Raw genomic sequence first — 18,045 nt, 5'->3', positions numbered from 1 at the left:
GTCGCTTTGCCCGCCCTGCGTTCTCTGCGATCCGCAAAGTCGCGAAGGAGACGGCCTCACCAGAAAATGCGCGACGCCAGCAGCAGCGGAGGTTACACTGCGTTCCGAGGGGCAGTGTTAGCGATGCGACGTTTGGCAGCCATTTTCTTCATTTCGTTGTCCAGCCTCACGACCGCTGGTGCGGACGAAGCCACTTACAGGCAGCGGCTGGCCCGCTACCTCTTGGAAAACTCCCAGGAATTTCGCAACGAGCTTAAGGGCCGGCCCGCGGACATCGACGTCATCCTCACGATCGACCGGGACGGCAAGCTCTTGGGTGCCGATATCGCCCGCAGCTCGGGGGTGCCGCAAGACGATCAGAACGTCCTCGCCGGCCTCCGCCGAATGTCCGCGTTTCCGGAGGTTCCTGCCGACGTTCAAGTCCCCTTAAGAGTCAGGATACCGTTCACATTTTTTGCGCAGACGCGCGTCGGCTTCGTCGATCTGAAGTGGACCATGACGTCCAGTACCTCCGGCCCGGAGATCGCATTCCGCGGGGATATCCTTCATTATCTCCAGGCGCATCCGCTGAAGCTGCCCGATGATACGCAGAAGCTGAACGACGCGCACTCGATCGTCGAATTTTCGATCGATCGTGATGGCACGCTTCTGGACGCGAGAATCACGAAGAGCTCCGGCCCCAAAGCCACGAATGACGACACGCTCGCCTGGCTCAGGAAGCTCCAACCCTTTCCTAAGCCGCCATCCGAAGTGAAGGTCCCGATGAAGCTCACGGCAGAAATCGTGTTCAGTCCGAAAAGCATCTGGAACGACGAGGAAACCAGGCGAAAGGTGAGCGGCGTCTGCCGGGGCTGTTAGTTTATTGCCAGCCTTATCGTCATTGCGAGGCGCCCTTGCGCCGAGGCAATCCAGGCTGTTTCCGCGGCGGCAGTCTGGATTGCTTCGCTTCGCTCGCAATGACAGTGGTACTAAACATATCACTAAGCCGGTGCCAATTCTGCCTGCTGGATATGCGGCACGGCCTCGACCAGCTCGCGGGTGTAGTCGGTCTGCGGATTCGCGAACAGTGCCCGGCTCTCGCCCTGCTCGACGATCTGGCCTGCGCGCAGCACGATGGTGCGGTCGCACATCATGCGGACCACGTTGAGGTCGTGGCTGACGAACAGGAAGGCGAGATTGTCCTCGCGGCGCAGCCTGTTCAGAAGCTGCAGCACCACCGCCTGCACCGAGACGTCGAGCGCGGCGGTCGGCTCGTCCAGGACCAGGAGCCGCGGCTTGCAGGCGATCGCCCGCGCAATGCCGACGCGCGCCTTCTGCCCTCCGGACAGCTGGTGCGGAAAGCGCGACAAGAGCTCCCTCGGCAGACCGACGCGATCGGCACATTCCTCGACGCGGCGGCGCAACGCATCGCCCGATCGCATCGCCATCAGCCGGGTCAAAGGATGCGCGATACAATCGAACGCGGTGTAGCGCGGATTGAGGCTGTCGTTCGGATCCTGAAAGACGATCTGGATGTCCTTGCGGAATTCAGAGCGGTGAAAGTCGCGCGCCGGAATCTGGCCGATCGCCTGGCCGTCGAACAGGATCTCGCCCGCGCTCGGATCGATCAGCCGGCAGATCATGCGCGAGGTCGTGCTCTTGCCGGAGCCGGATTCGCCGACCAGACCGATGCTCTCACCGGGACGCATCGTCATCGAGAAATCGGCGACGCCGAGCGTGCCGTCGTCGAAGTGCTTACCAATGCGCTTGACGTCGAGCAGCAGCGGCGTGCCATGCGGTGGAGGCGGCAGTTCGCTCACTTGAACCAGCGGCACCGGCTCGCCATCCGGCACCAGGTCCTCCACCCGCGAGGATGCGGTCGGTGAGGCCGCGACCAGGCGCTTCGTGTACGGATGCTGCGGCCGCTGAAACAGCGCCAGCGGCTCGGCTTCTTCGACCAACCGTCCCTGCTCCATCACCACGGCTCGGCGGCAGTAGCGCGCAGCGAGGCCAAGATCGTGCGTGATCAAGATGGTCGCCATGCCGCGCTCAGCGGCGATGGTCGCAAGCAAATCCATCACCACCTTCTGCGTGGTGACGTCGAGGCCGGTGGTCGGCTCGTCGGCGATCAGAAGCTGCGGATTGCAGGAGATCGCGATCGCGATCATCACGCGCTGGCACATGCCGCCTGACAGCTCGTGCGGATAGGCATTGATGCGCCGCTCGGGCTCGCGGATCTGCACGGCGCGCAACAGCTTCAAGGCCTCGCCGCGCGCTTCCTTCGCCGAGATACGGCGATGCGCGAGGATGGCGTCGGCGATCTGCTCGCCAATGGCGCGGATCGGGTTCAGCGCCGCGCGCGGATTCTGGAAGATCATCGCCATCGCGGCGCCGTGCAGGCTGCGCAGATCGGCGCCGCCGGCGCGGGTGATGTCCTGGCCCTTGAAGCGTATCAAGCCGTCGGTGATCCGGCCGGCCTTGTCGAGCAGATGGGTGATGGCAAAGCCGGTGACCGACTTGCCGGAGCCGCTCTCGCCAACCAGGCCCAGCATCTCGCCCGGCTGCAGTGACAGCGACACGCCGCGCACGGCCTCGACGATGCCGCGACGGGTGGAGAAGGTCACCTTGAGGTTCTCGACCTCGAGCAGCGGCGCGGTGTTTCCCAATGCTATCACGTTCTCATCCTCGGATCGAGGATGTCGCGCAAGCCGTCGCCGAGCAGGTTGAAGCACAGCACCGTCAGCATCAGTGCAAAACCCGGACACGCCACCAGCCACCAACGCCCTGTCGAGATGAAGCGCGCGCCTTCGGCGACCATGATGCCCCATTCCGGTGTAGGCGGCTTGACGCCAAGACCGATGAACGAAAGGCCGGCGGCATTGAGGATGGCCCAGCCGAGATTGAGCGAGATCTGGACGGCCATCGCCGGCAGCACATTCGGCAGCAGGAAGCGCAACACCACCGCAACGTGGCCTTCGCCGCTAGCGCGCGCGGCCTCGACCCAGCCCAAATTGCGGCGGATGTTGACCTCGGCGCGGGCGAAGCGGATGTAGAACGGTAGGTTGATGATCGCGGTTGCGATCACGATGTTCTCGACGCGGTTGCCGAGGGCAGCGACCATCGCCATCGCCAGCACGAACAGCGGAAAGGCCATCAAGACATCGACGAAGCGGCCGATCGCCTTGTCGAGCCGGCCGCCGGCATAGCCGCACAGCGCACCGATCACCGAGCCGATCGCAAAGGAGACCGCGACGGCGCTCACCGCGATCGCCAGATCCAGGCGCGTAGCGATGACCAGGCGGCTGAAGACGTCGCGGCCGAGTTGGTCGGTGCCGGCCCAATGCGCCGCGCTCGGCGCCTGCAAGGCCTGCGGCACATCCGACGCAATGGGATCATAAGGCGCGAGCCAAGGCGCAAGGATGGCGACGATCGCCAGCAGCAGCGCGCCGCAAGCGGCAACGGCGGTCACCGGATTGCCGCGCAACACCCAGGAGGTGTGACGGAGCGTCGAGGATGTTTCCATCGTGCTCATGCAACCGTCGCCCGGGGATCGGCGATGCCGTAGAGCACATCGACGAGCAGATTCACGATGACGAAGATCGTGGCCATCAGCAGCACGAAACCCTGCACCGGCGCGTAGTCGGAGACGAGCAGCGCATCGAGCGCGTAGGAGGCGACGCCCGGCCAGGAGAACACCTTCTCGACCAGCACGTTGGCGCCTAACATGGTGGAGAAGACGATGCCGGCGATGGTAATGACCGGCAGGATGGCGTTGCGCAGCGCATAGGTGACGACGATGCGCCACCCGGACAGTCCGACCGAGCGCGCGGTGCGGACGAAGTCGCTGCCGAGCGAGACCAGCATCGAGGCGCGGGTGATGCGCGCCAGCGGCGCGATCACGAACAGCGCCATGGTGAAGGCCGGCAGCATCAATTGCCGCACCGCCGCCCACCAGCCTTCGAGATCGCCGGCGAGCAGGAAGTCGACGATCAGGAAGCCGGTGCTCGACGGCGGCAGCGTGGTGAAGATGTCGACGCGGCCGGTCGGGTCCGGCGCGAGGCCGAGCAAATAGTAGAATACGTAGATGAGGAGCAGGCCGGACACGAAGGTCGGCACGCAGACGCCGAGCGAGCAGAACAGCCGCACGCCATGGTCGATCAGCGAGCCCGGTCGAAGTGCGGCGATCACGCCGAGCGGCACCGCCGACACCAGCGCAATGAGCAGTGCCGCCAGTGTCAATTCGAGCGAGGCCGGCAGACGTTCGCGCAGGTCCTTGGCGACCGGCTGCCCGGTCATCATCGAGCGGCCGAGATTGCCGCGGCCGACGTCGTAGAGATAGATCGCCAGCTGGTTCGGCAACGGCTTGTCGAGCCCGAGTTGCTTGCGGATCACCTCGATCTCCTCCTTGCCGGCATTGGGCCCGGATGCGAAGAACACGGCGGGATCGCCGGGCAGCACCCGCATCAAGAGGAAGGTGAAGACCAGCACGCCGAACAGCGCCGGCATCGACGAGATGAACCGCCGCCCCGCCCGGATCAGAGTTGCGCCGATCGTGCCCATGCTTCGCGCTGTTCTCGCTCGCCTACTTGCGGCTGAGATTGCGGTAATCCACCTGCCGCGTGAACTGGTAGACATACCCCTCGACGTTCGGCTGCATCACCGCATCCTGCGCCGCCTGCCAGATCGGAATCTGGAACATCTGGTCGAAATGGATGGCATTGAGCGCCCTGCCCTCCTCCTCGTACTTCTCCCTGTCGGGCTCGAAGCGCGCGGCCTGCGCGATCTTCTCCAACTCCGCATTGTCGGTGGAGGAATAGTTCCAGCGCTGATTGCCGGTGTAGAAGTTGCGGTAGAAATAGTCGGTCGACGGCAACCAGGCGACGATTCCTTCCGTGAAGAACGGCAGCTTCTTCTCATTGATCGCGGTCGACATCTGCGCGTCCGGCAGCTTCTGGATGTCGACCTTGATGCCGATCTTGGCCAAGGATTCCTTGACCAGCGCCGCCATCGGCTCGGCGGTCGCAGCCTGGCCGACATTGAAGCTGAACGTCGTGGAGAAGCCGTCCGGCATGCCGGCGTCCTTGAGATAGGCCTTCGCCTTGTCGAGATCGAGCTTGACCGGCTGCGGGATCGGATAGGCGCCGCTCGGCGGCTTGCCATCAGCCCAGGTCACGCCGAACAGCGGCGCGCCACGGCCGAACAGCGCCGCCTTGAACATATCGTCATAGGGCAACGCATAGGCGATCGCGCGCCGCACGTTGACATTGTCGAACGGCGGAATCTTGTTGTTCATCGAGATGAAGTTTACCGCATTGTATTGCGGCGTCGAGATCACCTTCAGCTTGCCCTTCCCTTCCAATGCCTGCACGTCGCTCGCCTGCAGATCGATGACAAGGTCGGCATCGCCGCGCTCGACCAGATTGGCGCGTGTGGCGGGCTCCGGCACCGACTGGATGATCAGTCGCTTGAACCCGGCCGGCTTGTCCGGCGTGCCACGATTCCAGGCCTCGTTACGCTTGGCGATCACCTGCTCGCCTGGCTTGAAGGTCTCGACGAGATAGGCGCCGCTGCCCGCGGCATTCTCCTTGGTCCAGTTCAGCGCCCACGGATCGTCGGCAGTCGCATGCGCCTTCGCGAGCTTGGAGTTGATGATGATCGGATAGACCGTGGCGAGGTTCGGCAGCGCGAGCTTGTCCGGCTTCGGCAAGGTCACTTCGAACGTCAGGGGATCGATCACCTTGAACTGATCGGGGGACGTCAGTGAGCCCGTGAGCAGCTGCGCCTTGCCGAGGATCGGCGCGCTGACGCAGCGGTCGAGCGACCATTTCACGTCCTCGGCGGTGACGGGTGAACCATCCTGGAATTTGGCATCGGGGCGCAGCTTGAAGGTGATCTTCAGGCCATCCGGACTGACCTTGTAGGACTCCGCGAGCTCGCCGGAAATGGTGTCGAGATCGAACACCCATTTGCCATTGAGCTGCTTGCGGCCGAACGACACCAGCCGGTCATAGCTGCTCATCGAGAGCGCGAAGGCCTCGCGGGTCGAGCCCGGAATGTTGGGATCGAGCGTGTTGACGGTGGCGCCAGTGACATAGCGCAGCGTCTCGGCGCGACTCTGCGCATGTGCGCCTGGCACGGCTGGTGCCACCGCAAGCAATGCTGCTGCCGCGACCAATATCCGTTTGGAAATCGAAAAGCTCATGCTCATGCCCTTCGCCTCATCTGTCTGGGCCCAACGGCCCGGCCGTGTCTCGGTCTGCGAGAGTCCGAAAAGCAGCAAATCATGTGCCAGCAGGACACTTCGAAGATCCACTCGTCGGCTCGCGCCGCACCGCCGCCTGGGGAACGTCATAGGCCTGGAATGCCGCCCAGTGCTTGTCGAGGTCAGCGCGGAACAGCCCCCGCGTCAGCCCATGCACCAGCTTCGGCACCGCCGTCGTCATCGCGTTGATCGACGAGCCGGACGCGCCAAAGCTCATGGTGGAGGCGATCGCGAACACGTGGATGTTGGCGATCCACGGCGTTTCCCCGAACGTTCGCTCGCACAGCGCGTAGTCGTCGGCGAGATAGGGGAATGCGCCAAGCCTCGCGTTGCGCTCTTCGGCCGGCGGCGTGTAGCGGTCGCCCCAGCGCGCGATGTTGTGCGCGAAGCGCTTCAGCTCGGCACGGCCGGCGAAATCCGTCGCGATGCCGGTCGCGCTGACGACGAAATCACAAACGATCTCGCCGCGCGGCGTTTGCAACACGACGCCGTCGGGCGTCTCCCGTGCTGCCTCGACCGGCACTCCCTCATGCAGACGGAAGGCCGCATGGCGCGCGCAGCGGTCGTAGGTGTGCTGCGGAAAGCCCTCGCGCAGCTCCAGGACTGCCCGCATGAAACGCCAGCGCCAGACATCGTCGAGCTCGGAGAAGTGCCGCAAGAATCCGCGGAAGGTCAGCCAGCGATAGGGCTGCACCAGCTGGATCTCGGCGCGGCGGCAGAGCAGATCGACGCGCTCTGCGCCTGCTTCCAGTGCCGTCGCCGCATTGTCGAAGGCCGAGGCGCCGGCGCCGATGACGGCAACACGTTTGCCGCGCAGCGTCTCGAAATCGATCGCGGTAGCGGAGTGGACGCAGCGCGTAGCAGGCAGATGGCGCAACGGCGCCGGAATGCTCCAATCGCCCATCCCCTCCTGGCCGGTGGCAAGCACAATCTTGCGCGCATAGAGCGCCTCTTCGCCGGCGCGGCTCCGAACGCTCGCCTGCAACAAGCCATTGGCGGCGGGTGCGATATCGATCGCCTCGCAGCCGTTGCGCACCGGAAGGTCGAGCACGCTCCGATACCACGCGAGATACTCTGCCCAATATTCGCGCGGAATGAGATCAAGATCGCGCCAGCTCTGTTCGCCGAATTTCGCCTCGTGCCAGGACTGATAGGTGAGGCTGGGAATGTCGAGATCCGGACCGGTAAAATCTTTGGGCGAGCGCAGGCGCGGCATACGCGCATAGGTCAGCCACGGCCCCTCGCGCCCCTGCTCCGCTTTGTCCAGCACCATGATGTTGGTGACCTGCGAGCGCATGAGCCCGAAGGCCGTCGCAAGGCCCGACTGGCCGCCGCCAACGATCAGCACGTCCAGCGCGGGGCGACCGTCGGGACCAGGCACCGGCTTCAGCCAAGGCATCTTGGGGTGGGCGATCCTGTCGAGATCGCGCCGGACCTGAGCGGCAAGCGCGGCGAGCCCGTCATTCATGGCGCGCACCGGGACGCGTTGCAGTGTCGCGCCCGACACGATCGATCTCGCCCACGCCCGCTCCATGCATTCCTGATCCGGCCGGCGCAGCCTAGCAAAGCATCTTCAGCGGCAGAAATCTCAATTTGCTGGGGACTATTCACCGGACTTATAGACCGAAGCCTCAGGCCACGAGCCAGCCGCCATCGACCGGCAGCACCACGCCGGTCACGAAAGAGGCTTCATCGCTGGCGAGGTAAAGCACGGCGGAAGCGACCTCCTCGGCCTCACCGAAGCGCTTCATCGCGTGGCGCTGGCGCGAGGCGTCGCGCACGACGTCCGGATCGGCATGGCGCGCGAAGCTGCGGCGAAGCATCGGCGTATCGATAGCTCCCGGGGCGATCGCATTGACGCGAATGCCGTCGGTCGCGAAATCGACCGCCATGGTGCGGGTCAGGCTGATGATCGCGCCCTTGGCGGCGATATAGGCGCTGTTGCCTTTGCCGCCGGCAATCGCCAGCTGCGAGGCCAGCGTGATGATCGCCCCCTTCTGCTGGCGCTGCATGACCGGCACCGCGGCCTTGGCCCACAACCAGGTGCCGCCGACATTGGCGCGGAACACCGCATCCCAATCCGCAGGGGCGGTCGTGACGATGGTGCCGCCGCAGGAGAAGCCAGCCGCACACAGCAGCACATCGAGCCGGCCGCGGCCTGCGGCCACGCTTTCGACCGTCGTCGTGGCGAAATCGATTTCGCCGACGTCGCCGATATGAATGCTGCCCTCGCCGCCAGCCTCCTGCAGCTGCGCCAGCGTTGCCTCAGCGCCTGCCGCGTCGCGGTCCACAAGGGCAACGAAGGCGCCCTCGCGCGTGAACGCGACCGCGCTGGCGCGGCCGATGCCCGAGCCGCCGCCGGTGATGATGACGGTCCTTCCCGCGAGTCTCATGCTATGCTCCAAGGTACTCATCGAACCAGCGGCTCAGATGCGCCGCCGAGTCCTGGCAGCTGAATTGGGCACGCCAGCCGAACTCATCAGCCAGTCGCGCCGTCGACAACGGCGCACGCGCCGGCCCATGCACGGCGATTGTGGGCCTCTCGCCTTGTTCAGCCAGCCGGCAGACGAAGCCCGGCCGCAGGTCAGCAAAGCGGTCGCCCCACGCTTCCACGGTATAGGTTACGCCGCTGGAGATGTTGTAGAGCGTGTACTGCGGCTTAGCCGCCTCCAGCAGCAGCGCAATCGCGTCCGCGACATCGAGCGCATAGACCCAGTCCCTTGCGCCAGCGTCGCTCAAGAGCGCCGGCTCGCCACGCGCAAGGCAACCGAGGATCAGGGCCTGCGGCGATGGCGTATCGCGCACGCCACCTGCGCGCTCGAACGGCCCGAACACGGCTGATAGCCGCACGCTGATCACATCGGTCTGCCAGAGATCGCCCAGGCGCGCGGCGACGCGTTCGGAGGCGAACTTGGTGATGGAATACAATGACACCGGATCGCAAGGCGTTGTCTCATCCAGGAACTGAAAGCGCTGTCCGCTGGCGCCATAGGCTGCGGCGGAGGACAGGTTGATGACACGCTTCACGTTGGCGCGGCGCGCGGCCTGCAGCATGGGCACCTGCGCCAGCAGGTTGACCGCAAGAATACGCTCCGGCTCGGCCGCGTCGCGCTCGACACCGGCCGTGATCGCCGCGCCCAGCACCAGGGTATCGCAACCAGATGCGATCGCGGCGGCAACGGCCTGATGATTGGTTACATCCCCCTGCAGCACGCAAAGCTGTTTGCCATAGACCGCAAAGGCACGCTGCGCGGCGTTCGGCAGATCGGCGTGGTCGAACAAGGTCACCTGATGGCCGCGCGCGAGCAGCGCTTGCGCGACATTGAGTCCGACAAAGCCGCACCCGCCGAAGATCAGGACGTGCATGGCGCTCCGTCCAGCCTACAGCAGCCGCGCGCCAAAATTCTGCTCGGGGTCCATGTCTGCCACCAGGCGTCCGGTCGGCTTCGCTGCCTCGCCGCCGCTGCGGGCCAGGAAGCGGCCTGAGCCGGCCTGCGCCGACAACTTGCCGTCCTCGACGATGACGCGGCCGCGCGACAGCACCGTCACCGGCCAGCCCTGCACGGAGCGGCCGGCGAACGGCGTGTAGCCGGCGCGATCGTGCATCATCGCGTCGCTGATCGTGACACGCTTCTCCGGATCCCAGATCGCGATGTCGGCGTCGGCGCCGATCGCGATCGCGCCTTTCTTCGGATGCAGATTGTAGATCTTGGCCGGCGCCGTCGCGGTCAGCTCGACGAACTTGTTGAGGCCGAGCCGGCCCTTCGACACCATCGCGTCGAACAGCAGCGGCAGCCGCAGCTCCAGCCCCGGCAGGCCGTTGGCGATCTGCTTGAAGTTCGGGTTGGGGCCGGCGCGCAGCTTGCCGGTCTCATCGAAGCGATAGGGCGCATGGTCGGAAGAGATGGTCTGCAGGTCGCCGAGCGAGAGCGCCTGCCACAGCGCATCTTGGTCGGAGGCGCGGCGCGGCGGCGGGCTGCACATCCATTTCGCGCCCTCGACGCCGGGCTTGTCGAGATCATCGGCCGTGAGGAACAGGTATTGCGGGCAGGTCTCGGCGAACACCTTCAGCCCCTGGCCGCGCGCGTCGCGGATGACCTTGGCGCCCTCGGCGGTCGAGACGTGGAAGATCATGATCGGCTGGTCGATCAGCGCAGCCATCCCGATCAGGCGGTTGAAAGCTTCCGCTTCGGAGAAGCGCGCGTGGCTGATGGCGTGGTATTTCGGATGGGTATAGCCGCGCGCCAGCAGCCGCTTCACCATCCACGAGATGATGCCGTGGTTCTCGGCATGCGCGCACAGCATCGCGCCGCCCTCGCGCGCCGCAACCAAAATATCGAGCAACGGCTCATCGTCGATCTTCAGGAGATCATAGGTCATGAAGATCTTGATCGAACCGTGCCCCAGCTTGATCAGCGCGGGCAGATCGTGCTCCAGCGTCTCCTTGGTCGGGTCCGCGACGATCATGTGGAAGGCGTAGTCGATCACGGCACCTTTGCGCGCGAGCGCATGATACTCCTCCAACACCTGCGGCAGTTTCATGCCGATATGCTGGGCGGCAAAGGAGATCACCGAGGTCGTGCCGCCAAAGGCGGCCGAAGTGGTCGCGCTCTCGAACGTATCGGCGTTGACGATGCCGGCTGCCGATAGCTGCTCGATATGGCAATGGCTGTCGACTCCGCCAGGCAATACCAACTTGCCCCGCGCATCGATCTCGCACTTGGCCGGACCAAGGCCACGGCCGATCGCGACGATGCTCTCGCCCGCAATGGCGACGTCGGCCTCGAATATGTCGGTCGTCGTGGCGACGCGCCCTCCCCGGATCATCAACTCATAGGCTGGCTCGGTCATGGCGGTCCCCTTATCAGTTCTGCCCAATGGAACACCGCTGATGTCGCGGCGCGCCGTTGCGCCCGGCGCATGACGATCGCATGCGCCACGTGGCATAGTGATTGCGTTTCACGCTGCGTCAACACGTCTCAAGCAGGAAGCTCCCATGTCCCGCCCGCGCATCACGGTGATCAATCCGAACTCCAATCAGATAGTCACCGACGGCCTCGCCGAGGCACTGAAGCCGCTGATGTTTGCCGACGGACCGGAGATCGTCTGCGAGACCCTGAAGGAAGGCCCGTACGGAATCGAAAGCCAGAAGGACGCCGACAGCGTGACCATGCCGCTGCGGCGGTTCGTCGAAACCGACAACGCGTCGAGCGCCTTCGTGATCGCCTGCTACAGCGATCCCGGCCTGCATGTCTGCCGCGAGGCGACGGCGCGGCCGGTGCTCGGCATCGCCGAATGCGGCGTGCTGACCGCACTGACCCGCGCCGACAGTCTTGGCGTGATCGCGATCGCCCAGCGCTCGATCCGGCGACATCTACGCTATCTCCGCCAGATGGGGCTGATGGACCGGCTCGCCGCCGAGCGGCCGCTCGACATGACGGTGGCCGAGACCGCTTCTGGCGAAGGCACGCTGGCCAGGATGATCGCGGTCGGCCGCGCGCTGAAGGAGCAGGATGGCGCCGGCGCGATCGTGATGGGCTGCGCCGGCATGGCGCGCCATCGCAAGGGCCTGGAAGATGCGCTCGGCATTCCCGTGATCGACCCGACTCAGGCGGCTGTCACCATGGCGCTCGGCGCGGTGGCGTTCGCGCACTGATCTTCACTCCTCCGGGGGAATCGCACCGGTGCGGCTGGTGATCAGGCCGTAATGCTCGATGCGGCGGTGGCTGGCAAAATCGAAGATCGTCTCCTTGCCGAACTTGGTCGCGTCGAGATCGCAACGCGCGACCAGCACCTCATCGCCTTCGGTCGTCGCTTCAGCGACGATCCCGCCGTCCGGATCGACAATCAGACTGCCGCCGATCAGCGGATGACCGTCCTCCACGCCGGCTTTGGCGACCGCGACCACCCAGCAGGAGTTCTGATACGCGCCTGATTGCACCGAGAGACGATTATGGAACAGCCGCTGTTCCGGTCCCTCGGCATTCTTCTGCGAGTTGACCGACGGCGTGTTGTAACCAATCAGCACCATCTCGACGCCCTGCAGGCCCATTACGCGATAGGTCTCGGGCCAGCGGCGGTCGTTGCACACCGCCATGCCGATGATGCCGCCGAGATTGCGCCACACCGGAAAGCCGAGATCGCCGGGCTCGAAATAGCGCTTCTCCAGATGCTGGTGGCTGCGCGTCGGATCGTACTCCTCGTGACCCGGCAGATGCACCTTGCGATATTTGCCGACGATGTTGCTGTCGCGATCGGTCAGGATCGCCGTGTTGTAGTGATGGCCGTCCGGCGTCAGCTCGGCATAGCCGAAGTTCATCGCCATCCGGTGCTGCCTGGCGCGATCGAACAGCGGCTGCACGGCCGCATTCGGCATCGCGCGCTCGAACCAGGTGTCGACCTCGGCCTGATCCTCCATATACCAGCGCGGAAAAAAGGTGGTCAGCGCCAACTCCGGATAGACGATGAGATCGGCGCCTTTGGCTTTGGCCTCGTCCATCAGCGCGATCATCCGCGCGACCACGACCTCGCGGCTGTCGGCCCTCTGGATCGGCCCCATCTGGGCGGCGGCAACATTGATCACGCGCATGGTGTCACTCCTTGGTCGAAAACTCCAACGTCATTACGAGCGATCCAGACGAGGAGAGAGTCCGGATCGCCGCGCTCGCGATGACACCTGACGTCGTAGGGTGGGCAAAGCGACTTGTCCGCCATAGCCCGAAGGGCGTCGGCGGAAGCGTGCCCACCGCGATATCGCGCGGCGCCCGACGGTGGGCACGGCGCTTCGTCCACTTGCGAATGTCGAGACATCGTTGCAACGCGCCTTTGCCCACCCTACGCTTCGGTATCCGTCATTGCGAGCGAAGCGAAGCAATCCAGGGCTGCACGGGGATTCTGGATTGCCTCGTCGCTGCGCTCCTCGCAATGACGGTGAATGACGAGCAATCATCTCATCGTCGCCCGCCCGCATCACCCCGGTCCATGCAGCATCGGCCGCGGGCGCGTGAACGAGGGCCGGCCGCGCTTCAATCCCCACAGCGGCTGCGCAAGCGTTGCGATCGCCTCGGTCGGGCTGCGCGCGTCGATGCAGACGAGATCGGCCGGCGCGCCGAGCTTGACGCCGTAGTCGCCAAGCCGCATCAGCCGCGCGGCATCGCTTGTGATCATGTCGAGGCAGCCGGCGAGATGATCGGGACGCGAGACATGGCAGACATTGGCATAGAGGTTGGCCATGCGGATGAGCGAGCCGTCGCCGTAAGGCGTGAACGGATTCAGCACATTGTTGGTCGAGATCGAGCAGGTGACGCCGGCGGCGCGGAGCGGCTCGAGCGGCACCACGCCGCGGGGAATCGCATGATCCTGCCGTCGTCCCATCAGGTGCAGATCGGTCGACGGCAGCACGGTGACGGCGACGCCGGCATTGGCGAGCTGCATCGCGATCGCGTTGAAGCGCTCCGGCGGCAGCAGCGACAGCTGCGTGACATGGCCGACCGCAACGCGCCCACCCCAGCCATACTCTTCGGTCTTGCGGCAGACATATTCGATCTGCATGCGGTCGAGCGTCTCGGCGAGATCGAGATGCATGTCGATGTCGACATCGAACTCGCGGGCGATGGCGAAGATGCGATCGATCTGCGCCGCGGGATCGGTGTCGAAATACGGTGCGGCTCCGAGCGTGCGCGCGCCGCGCCGCAGCCCTTCGATCAGCAGCTCCTCGGTCCCCGGATAATTCGTCAGCCCTTCCTGCGGGAAGACGCAGAGCTCGATATCCATGGCCCAGGCGTAATCGCGCTTGAGCTGCTCGATGGCATCATAGCTGATCATGCCGATGCCGGGATCGAGCTCGACATGGGTGCGCATGCGCATCGTGCCATGACTGATGCAGCGCTCGACCGTCTGCTTCGCCCTGGCGTAGACATCCTCGGTGGTGAAGTTGCGCTTGGCCGCGGCGGTCTCGCGCACGGCTTCGGCGACGGTGCCTTCCGCAATCCGGCAGCGGTCGAGAATGCAGGTCTTGTCGAGATGGATGTGCGTCTCGATCAGGCCGGGCACGACGAGGCAGGTTTCGGCGTCACGCTCGCGCGCGCCGGCCTGCAGCGCCGCTTCGATCGCGACGATCTTGCCATCGCCGATGCCGATGTCAGTGCAGCGGGTCTCGCCCTCGCACCACAGCGAAGCATTGCGAATGATCAGGTCCAACACGTCATTCCCCGAGGGTGCGGCCCCTGCTGGCCGCAGAGCCCACCAAAGGCAAGGGCCGTGCCACCGCCAGCTGGAAAGCGTATCGCGAAAGCGGATGTGTCAACATGATGAAACGAACTGTCGGCATCCACGTAACCATTTGCCTACAAACAAGGCGCTCGCGGCGTTCGCAGGAGCAGCATCCCGGAACCCTTGTTTTGGGCCGGGAACATGCTATATTGATGCATGGAAACTAACAGCTCTTTTCGGTCAGGCCCGTCATCTCGGCGGGCCGTTGCCGTTTTGGGGGTGGCTCTGATGGGGTTACTCTGAGATGACGCGCTCCAACCGCACTGACCATATCCGCCTGACCTCGCATCCGGTTCCGGGCGCCAAGCACAATTTCCCACTCCAATGGGGCGCCCCGAGCGCGCGCGAACGCGGGCCAATCATCGGCACCGTCTCGCGTCCGCAGGACCGCAACGTGATCGGCAGCCATGGCGGCTCCTACACGGTCTATCGGGCGCTCGCGGTCTCCTCCGGCGCACTCGATCCGATCCGCCGCCCCGACCTCACCAACACCCATCCGGCCGCGAGCATCGGGCCGTTCGCGCAATGGCGCGATCCCGCCAAGATCGTCGCGCTCGATCCATGGGGGCATCTGGTCGCGGAGAATTTCGGCGCCGAGATCGCCGAAGGCATCGATATCAGGCCGACGATCGCGGTGACCAAGGCGCGGCTCGACCTGCCGGAGCTTCACGCAGCGCTGGCGGCAAAACGCATCACGACAGACGGCGATGTCGTGCACGCCAACGGCAGCGTCTCCGTGGTGAAGATCGCGATCGATCCGGTGTGGTACCTACCCGGCGTCGCAGCGCGGTTCGGCACCAGCGAGACCAATCTGCGCCGCGGCCTGTTCGAGCAGACCGGCGGCATGTATCCGGAGCTGGTGACGCGGCCGGACCTGCAGGTATTCCTGCCGCCGATCGGCGGCACCACCGTGTATCTGTTCGGCGATGTCGACAAGCTGAACGATGGCAAGACCAGGATCACCTGCCGCGTCCACGACGAATGCAACGGCTCCGACGTATTCGGCTCGGATATCTGCACCTGCCGCCCCTATCTCATTCACGGCATCGAGGAATGCGTGCGCGCCGGCCAGACCGGCGGTCTCGGCATCATCGTCTATAACCGCAAGGAAGGCCGCGCGCTCGGCGAGGTCACCAAGTTCCTGGTCTACAATGCGCGCAAGCGCCAGGAGGATGGCGATGCCGCGGCCGCCTATTTCGAGCGCACCGAATGCGTCGCCGGCGTGCAGGATGCGCGCTTCCAGCAACTGATGCCCGACGTGATCCACTGGCTCGGCATCACGCGTATCGACCGCTTCATCTCGATGAGCGACATGAAGCATGATGCATTGACGGGCCAGGGCGTCGAGATCGTCGAACGCGTGCCGATCCCGGACGAACTGATTCCGGCCGACGCCCATGTCGAGATCGCGGCCAAGAAGGCGGCGGGCTATTTTTCGCTCGAACCACAGAAGCCGCAGGAGCTCGGAGATACGGTCGGGCGCCCACTCGAGAAGTACTGAGCAAACCAAGATGGTCGATGCCTCCTCCCTCTTGTCGGCCCGGGCGGTGCGCGAGCGGGCGCACCGGCTGCTTGCTCTCGGCCTTGAGGACAAGCTGCCGCATTTCCGTATCGATCTGACCAGGCTCGATGCGGTCGCGGAGCTTGTGCTCGCGGTGACCCACAAGGCCTATCCGAGCGGCGACGTGCCGTTCCATTCGCGCTGGCGGCATTTCGTGATCGCAGGCCAGGATCGCTGGGCAGCGGTCGCCGACAAGGTGAGCTGGCCCGATGCGGCGGCGCGGGCGCGGGCGGAATTCGATCTCGCCATCGTCAGCGTACTGCTCGATGCCGGCGCCGGCGCCGCATGGCGCTATCATGATGCGGTGAGCGGCACCCGCGTCGGCCGGTCCGAGGGACTGGCGCTCGCCAGCCTCGACATGTTCGCGCACGGCGCATTCTCGGATCAGGTCACAGCACCCCTGCGCGCCGACGCTTCAAGGCTTGCGCAGATCACCGTCGCGGATCTCGAACGCGGCTTCCAGGTCAGTGCCGAGAATTCGCTGCTCGGACTTGAAGGACGGACCGACCTGTTACGCCGGCTCGGCGGCCTGATCGGCGGCAAGCCCGACGTCTTCGCGAGGAAAGACAGCGCCCGGCCCGGCGGCTTGTTCGACCATCTCGCCGCGCGCGCGGAGAGCGGCCGCATCGCCGCGCCCGCGATCCTCGCCGAGGTGCTGGTTCAGCTCGGACCGATCTGGCCGTCGCGCATCACGCTCGATGGCGTCGCGCTCGGCGATTGTTGGCGCCATCCAGCGCTCAAAACCGAGAATAGGACGAGCGAGTTGGTGCCGCTGCACAAGCTGTCGCAATGGTTGACCTATTCGCTGATTGAGCCGCTGCAGCGCGCGGGCTTCACCGTGACCGACATCGACGGCCTCACCGGGCTCGCCGAATATCGCAACGGCGGACTGTTCGTTGACGGCGGCGTGCTGGTATTGCGCGACGGGAACGACGCGACGCGCGCACATGCGGTCGACTCCGCGCTGGTGGTCGAGTGGCGAGCGCTTACCGTCGCCCTGCTCGACCGGCTTGCAATCGTCATCCGACAGCGCATGGGGCAAGATGCCGAGAGCCTGCCACTCGCCAAGATTCTCGAAGGCGGCAGCTGGGCCGCAGGACGCAAGCTCGCCTTCGAGTGTCGCCCCGACGGTTCGCCGCCGCTCAAGGTGATCAGTGACGGCACGGTGTTCTAGCGTGATCGCGGAACACATCATTGTGAGCGAAGCGACGTGTCCGCCGAAGCCCAACGGGCGAAGGCGGAAGCAATCCAGCGCCAAGAAGGAAGCCTGGATTGCTTCGTCGCCTCGCTCCTCGCAATGACGACGTTGGTGAGCATAGGAGATAACTGATGCAGGGCGTCACGGTCGTCGATCATCCGCTGGTCCAGCACAAGCTGACGCTGATCCGCGACAAGTCGATCTCGACCAAGTCATTCCGCGAGTTGTTGAAGGAGATCGGCATGCTCCTCTGCTACGAGGTGACGCGCGACCTGCCGCTCACCGAGGTCGAAGTCGAGACGCCGCTGGCGCGCATGCAATCGGCCAAGATCGCCGGGAAGAAACTCGTCTTCGTGCCGGTGCTGCGCGCCGGGGTCACCTTCGTCGACGGCATGCTCGATCTGGTGCCGACGGCGCGCGTCGCCCATATCGGGCTCTATCGCGAGCCGCAGACCTTCGTCGCGGTCGAATATTTCTTCAAGGCGCCGTCTGACCTCGGCGAGCGGCTGGCCGTCGTGGTCTCGCCGGTGCTCGCAACCGGCAATTCAGCGGTCGCCGCCATCGATCGGCTGAAGGAACGCGGCGCCAAGGACATCCGCATGGTCTGCATGATCGCAGCGCCCGAAGGTGTCGAGCGGGTGCGCGGCCTGCACCCGGACGTGCCGCTATGGACCGCTGCGATCGACGACGGCCTCGACGACAACGCCTTCATCGTGCCCGGCCTCGGCGATGCCGGCGACCGGGCCTACGGCACGCGGTGAGACGGCCGGCATC

General features: G+C 65.1%; 15 protein-coding genes. 5 read left to right on the top strand and 10 right to left on the bottom strand.

Annotation, left to right across the window (positions count from 1 at the left end; translation table 11 throughout):
* Positions 1-132 precede the first annotated feature (132 nt).
* Positions 133-858 (top strand): energy transducer TonB, encoded by a 726-nt coding sequence (locus QX071_RS11585; RefSeq protein ID WP_315700687.1) that lies wholly within the window; start codon positions 133-135, stop codon positions 856-858.
* Between the two features lie 122 nt (positions 859-980).
* On the opposite strand, the gene nikE is transcribed toward QX071_RS11585, so the two are convergent.
* The 8 genes from nikE to hydA form a co-directional block, all read right to left on the bottom strand.
* On the bottom strand, positions 981-2,627 hold the full coding sequence (gene nikE, locus QX071_RS11580; protein WP_409977543.1) for a nickel ABC transporter ATP-binding protein NikE: 1,647 nt from the start codon (positions 2,625-2,627) through the stop codon (positions 981-983).
* Positions 2,628-2,650: 23 nt separating this feature from the next.
* A complete protein-coding gene (locus tag QX071_RS11575) occupies positions 2,651-3,511 on the bottom strand; it encodes an ABC transporter permease (RefSeq protein WP_315700689.1) in 861 nt (286 codons plus the stop codon).
* On the bottom strand, positions 3,508-4,539 hold the full coding sequence (locus QX071_RS11570; protein WP_315700690.1) for an ABC transporter permease: 1,032 nt from the start codon (positions 4,537-4,539) through the stop codon (positions 3,508-3,510). Before QX071_RS11570 ends, QX071_RS11575 begins: the two co-directional genes overlap by 4 nt.
* A gap of 22 nt (positions 4,540-4,561) precedes the next feature.
* Positions 4,562-6,181, bottom strand: a complete 1,620-nt coding sequence (locus QX071_RS11565) for an ABC transporter substrate-binding protein (RefSeq protein ID WP_315703066.1) — start codon at positions 6,179-6,181, stop codon at positions 4,562-4,564.
* Positions 6,182-6,260: 79 nt separating this feature from the next.
* On the bottom strand, positions 6,261-7,709 hold the full coding sequence (locus tag QX071_RS11560) for an NAD(P)/FAD-dependent oxidoreductase (RefSeq protein WP_315703067.1): 1,449 nt from the start codon (positions 7,707-7,709) through the stop codon (positions 6,261-6,263).
* A gap of 163 nt (positions 7,710-7,872) precedes the next feature.
* Complete coding sequence (locus QX071_RS11555) at positions 7,873-8,634, bottom strand: SDR family oxidoreductase (RefSeq protein WP_315700691.1); 762 nt, start codon at positions 8,632-8,634, stop codon at positions 7,873-7,875.
* Position 8,635: 1 nt separating this feature from the next.
* Positions 8,636-9,607: an NAD(P)-dependent oxidoreductase gene (locus tag QX071_RS11550; protein ID WP_315700692.1), complete on the bottom strand. Its 972-nt coding sequence runs from the start codon at positions 9,605-9,607 to the stop codon at positions 8,636-8,638.
* A gap of 15 nt (positions 9,608-9,622) precedes the next feature.
* Positions 9,623-11,092 (bottom strand): dihydropyrimidinase, encoded by a 1,470-nt coding sequence (gene hydA, locus QX071_RS11545; protein ID WP_315700693.1) that lies wholly within the window; start codon positions 11,090-11,092, stop codon positions 9,623-9,625.
* 145 nt (positions 11,093-11,237) lie between these two features.
* Here hydA and QX071_RS11540 point away from each other — a divergent pair, with 145 nt between their 5' ends.
* Positions 11,238-11,897, top strand: coding sequence for an aspartate/glutamate racemase family protein (locus QX071_RS11540; protein ID WP_315700694.1), 660 nt, complete (start codon positions 11,238-11,240; stop codon positions 11,895-11,897).
* 3 nt (positions 11,898-11,900) lie between these two features.
* Here QX071_RS11540 and QX071_RS11535 read toward each other — a convergent pair whose 3' ends face one another.
* Both QX071_RS11535 and QX071_RS11530 read right to left on the bottom strand, forming a co-directional pair.
* Entirely contained in the window at positions 11,901-12,830 is a 930-nt protein-coding gene (locus QX071_RS11535) for an N-carbamoyl-D-amino-acid hydrolase (RefSeq protein WP_315700695.1), read from the bottom strand.
* A 380-nt stretch (positions 12,831-13,210) separates the two neighbouring features.
* On the bottom strand, positions 13,211-14,440 hold the full coding sequence (locus tag QX071_RS11530; RefSeq protein ID WP_315700696.1) for an amidohydrolase family protein: 1,230 nt from the start codon (positions 14,438-14,440) through the stop codon (positions 13,211-13,213).
* A 316-nt stretch (positions 14,441-14,756) separates the two neighbouring features.
* On the opposite strand from QX071_RS11530, the gene QX071_RS11525 reads away from it, so the two are divergent.
* From QX071_RS11525 to upp, 3 genes are all read left to right on the top strand, one after another.
* Positions 14,757-16,013, top strand: a complete 1,257-nt coding sequence (locus QX071_RS11525) for a GTP cyclohydrolase II (protein ID WP_315700697.1) — start codon at positions 14,757-14,759, stop codon at positions 16,011-16,013.
* Positions 16,014-16,023: 10 nt separating this feature from the next.
* Positions 16,024-17,247, top strand: coding sequence for a URC4/urg3 family protein (locus tag QX071_RS11520; RefSeq protein WP_315700698.1), 1,224 nt, complete (start codon positions 16,024-16,026; stop codon positions 17,245-17,247).
* Positions 17,248-17,402: 155 nt separating this feature from the next.
* The gene (gene upp / locus QX071_RS11515; protein WP_315700699.1) at positions 17,403-18,032 is read left to right on the top strand and encodes a uracil phosphoribosyltransferase; all 630 of its coding nucleotides are present in this window, start codon (positions 17,403-17,405) and stop codon (positions 18,030-18,032) included.
* The last annotated feature ends 13 nt before the right edge of the window (positions 18,033-18,045 follow it).

The organism is Bradyrhizobium sp. SZCCHNS1022 (genome assembly GCF_032484835.1).
In the GTDB taxonomy this organism is placed as follows: domain Bacteria; phylum Pseudomonadota; class Alphaproteobacteria; order Rhizobiales; family Xanthobacteraceae; genus Bradyrhizobium.
Note: the sequence above shows the minus strand (reverse complement) of the source record. Positions and strands in the feature narration are given on the sequence as shown.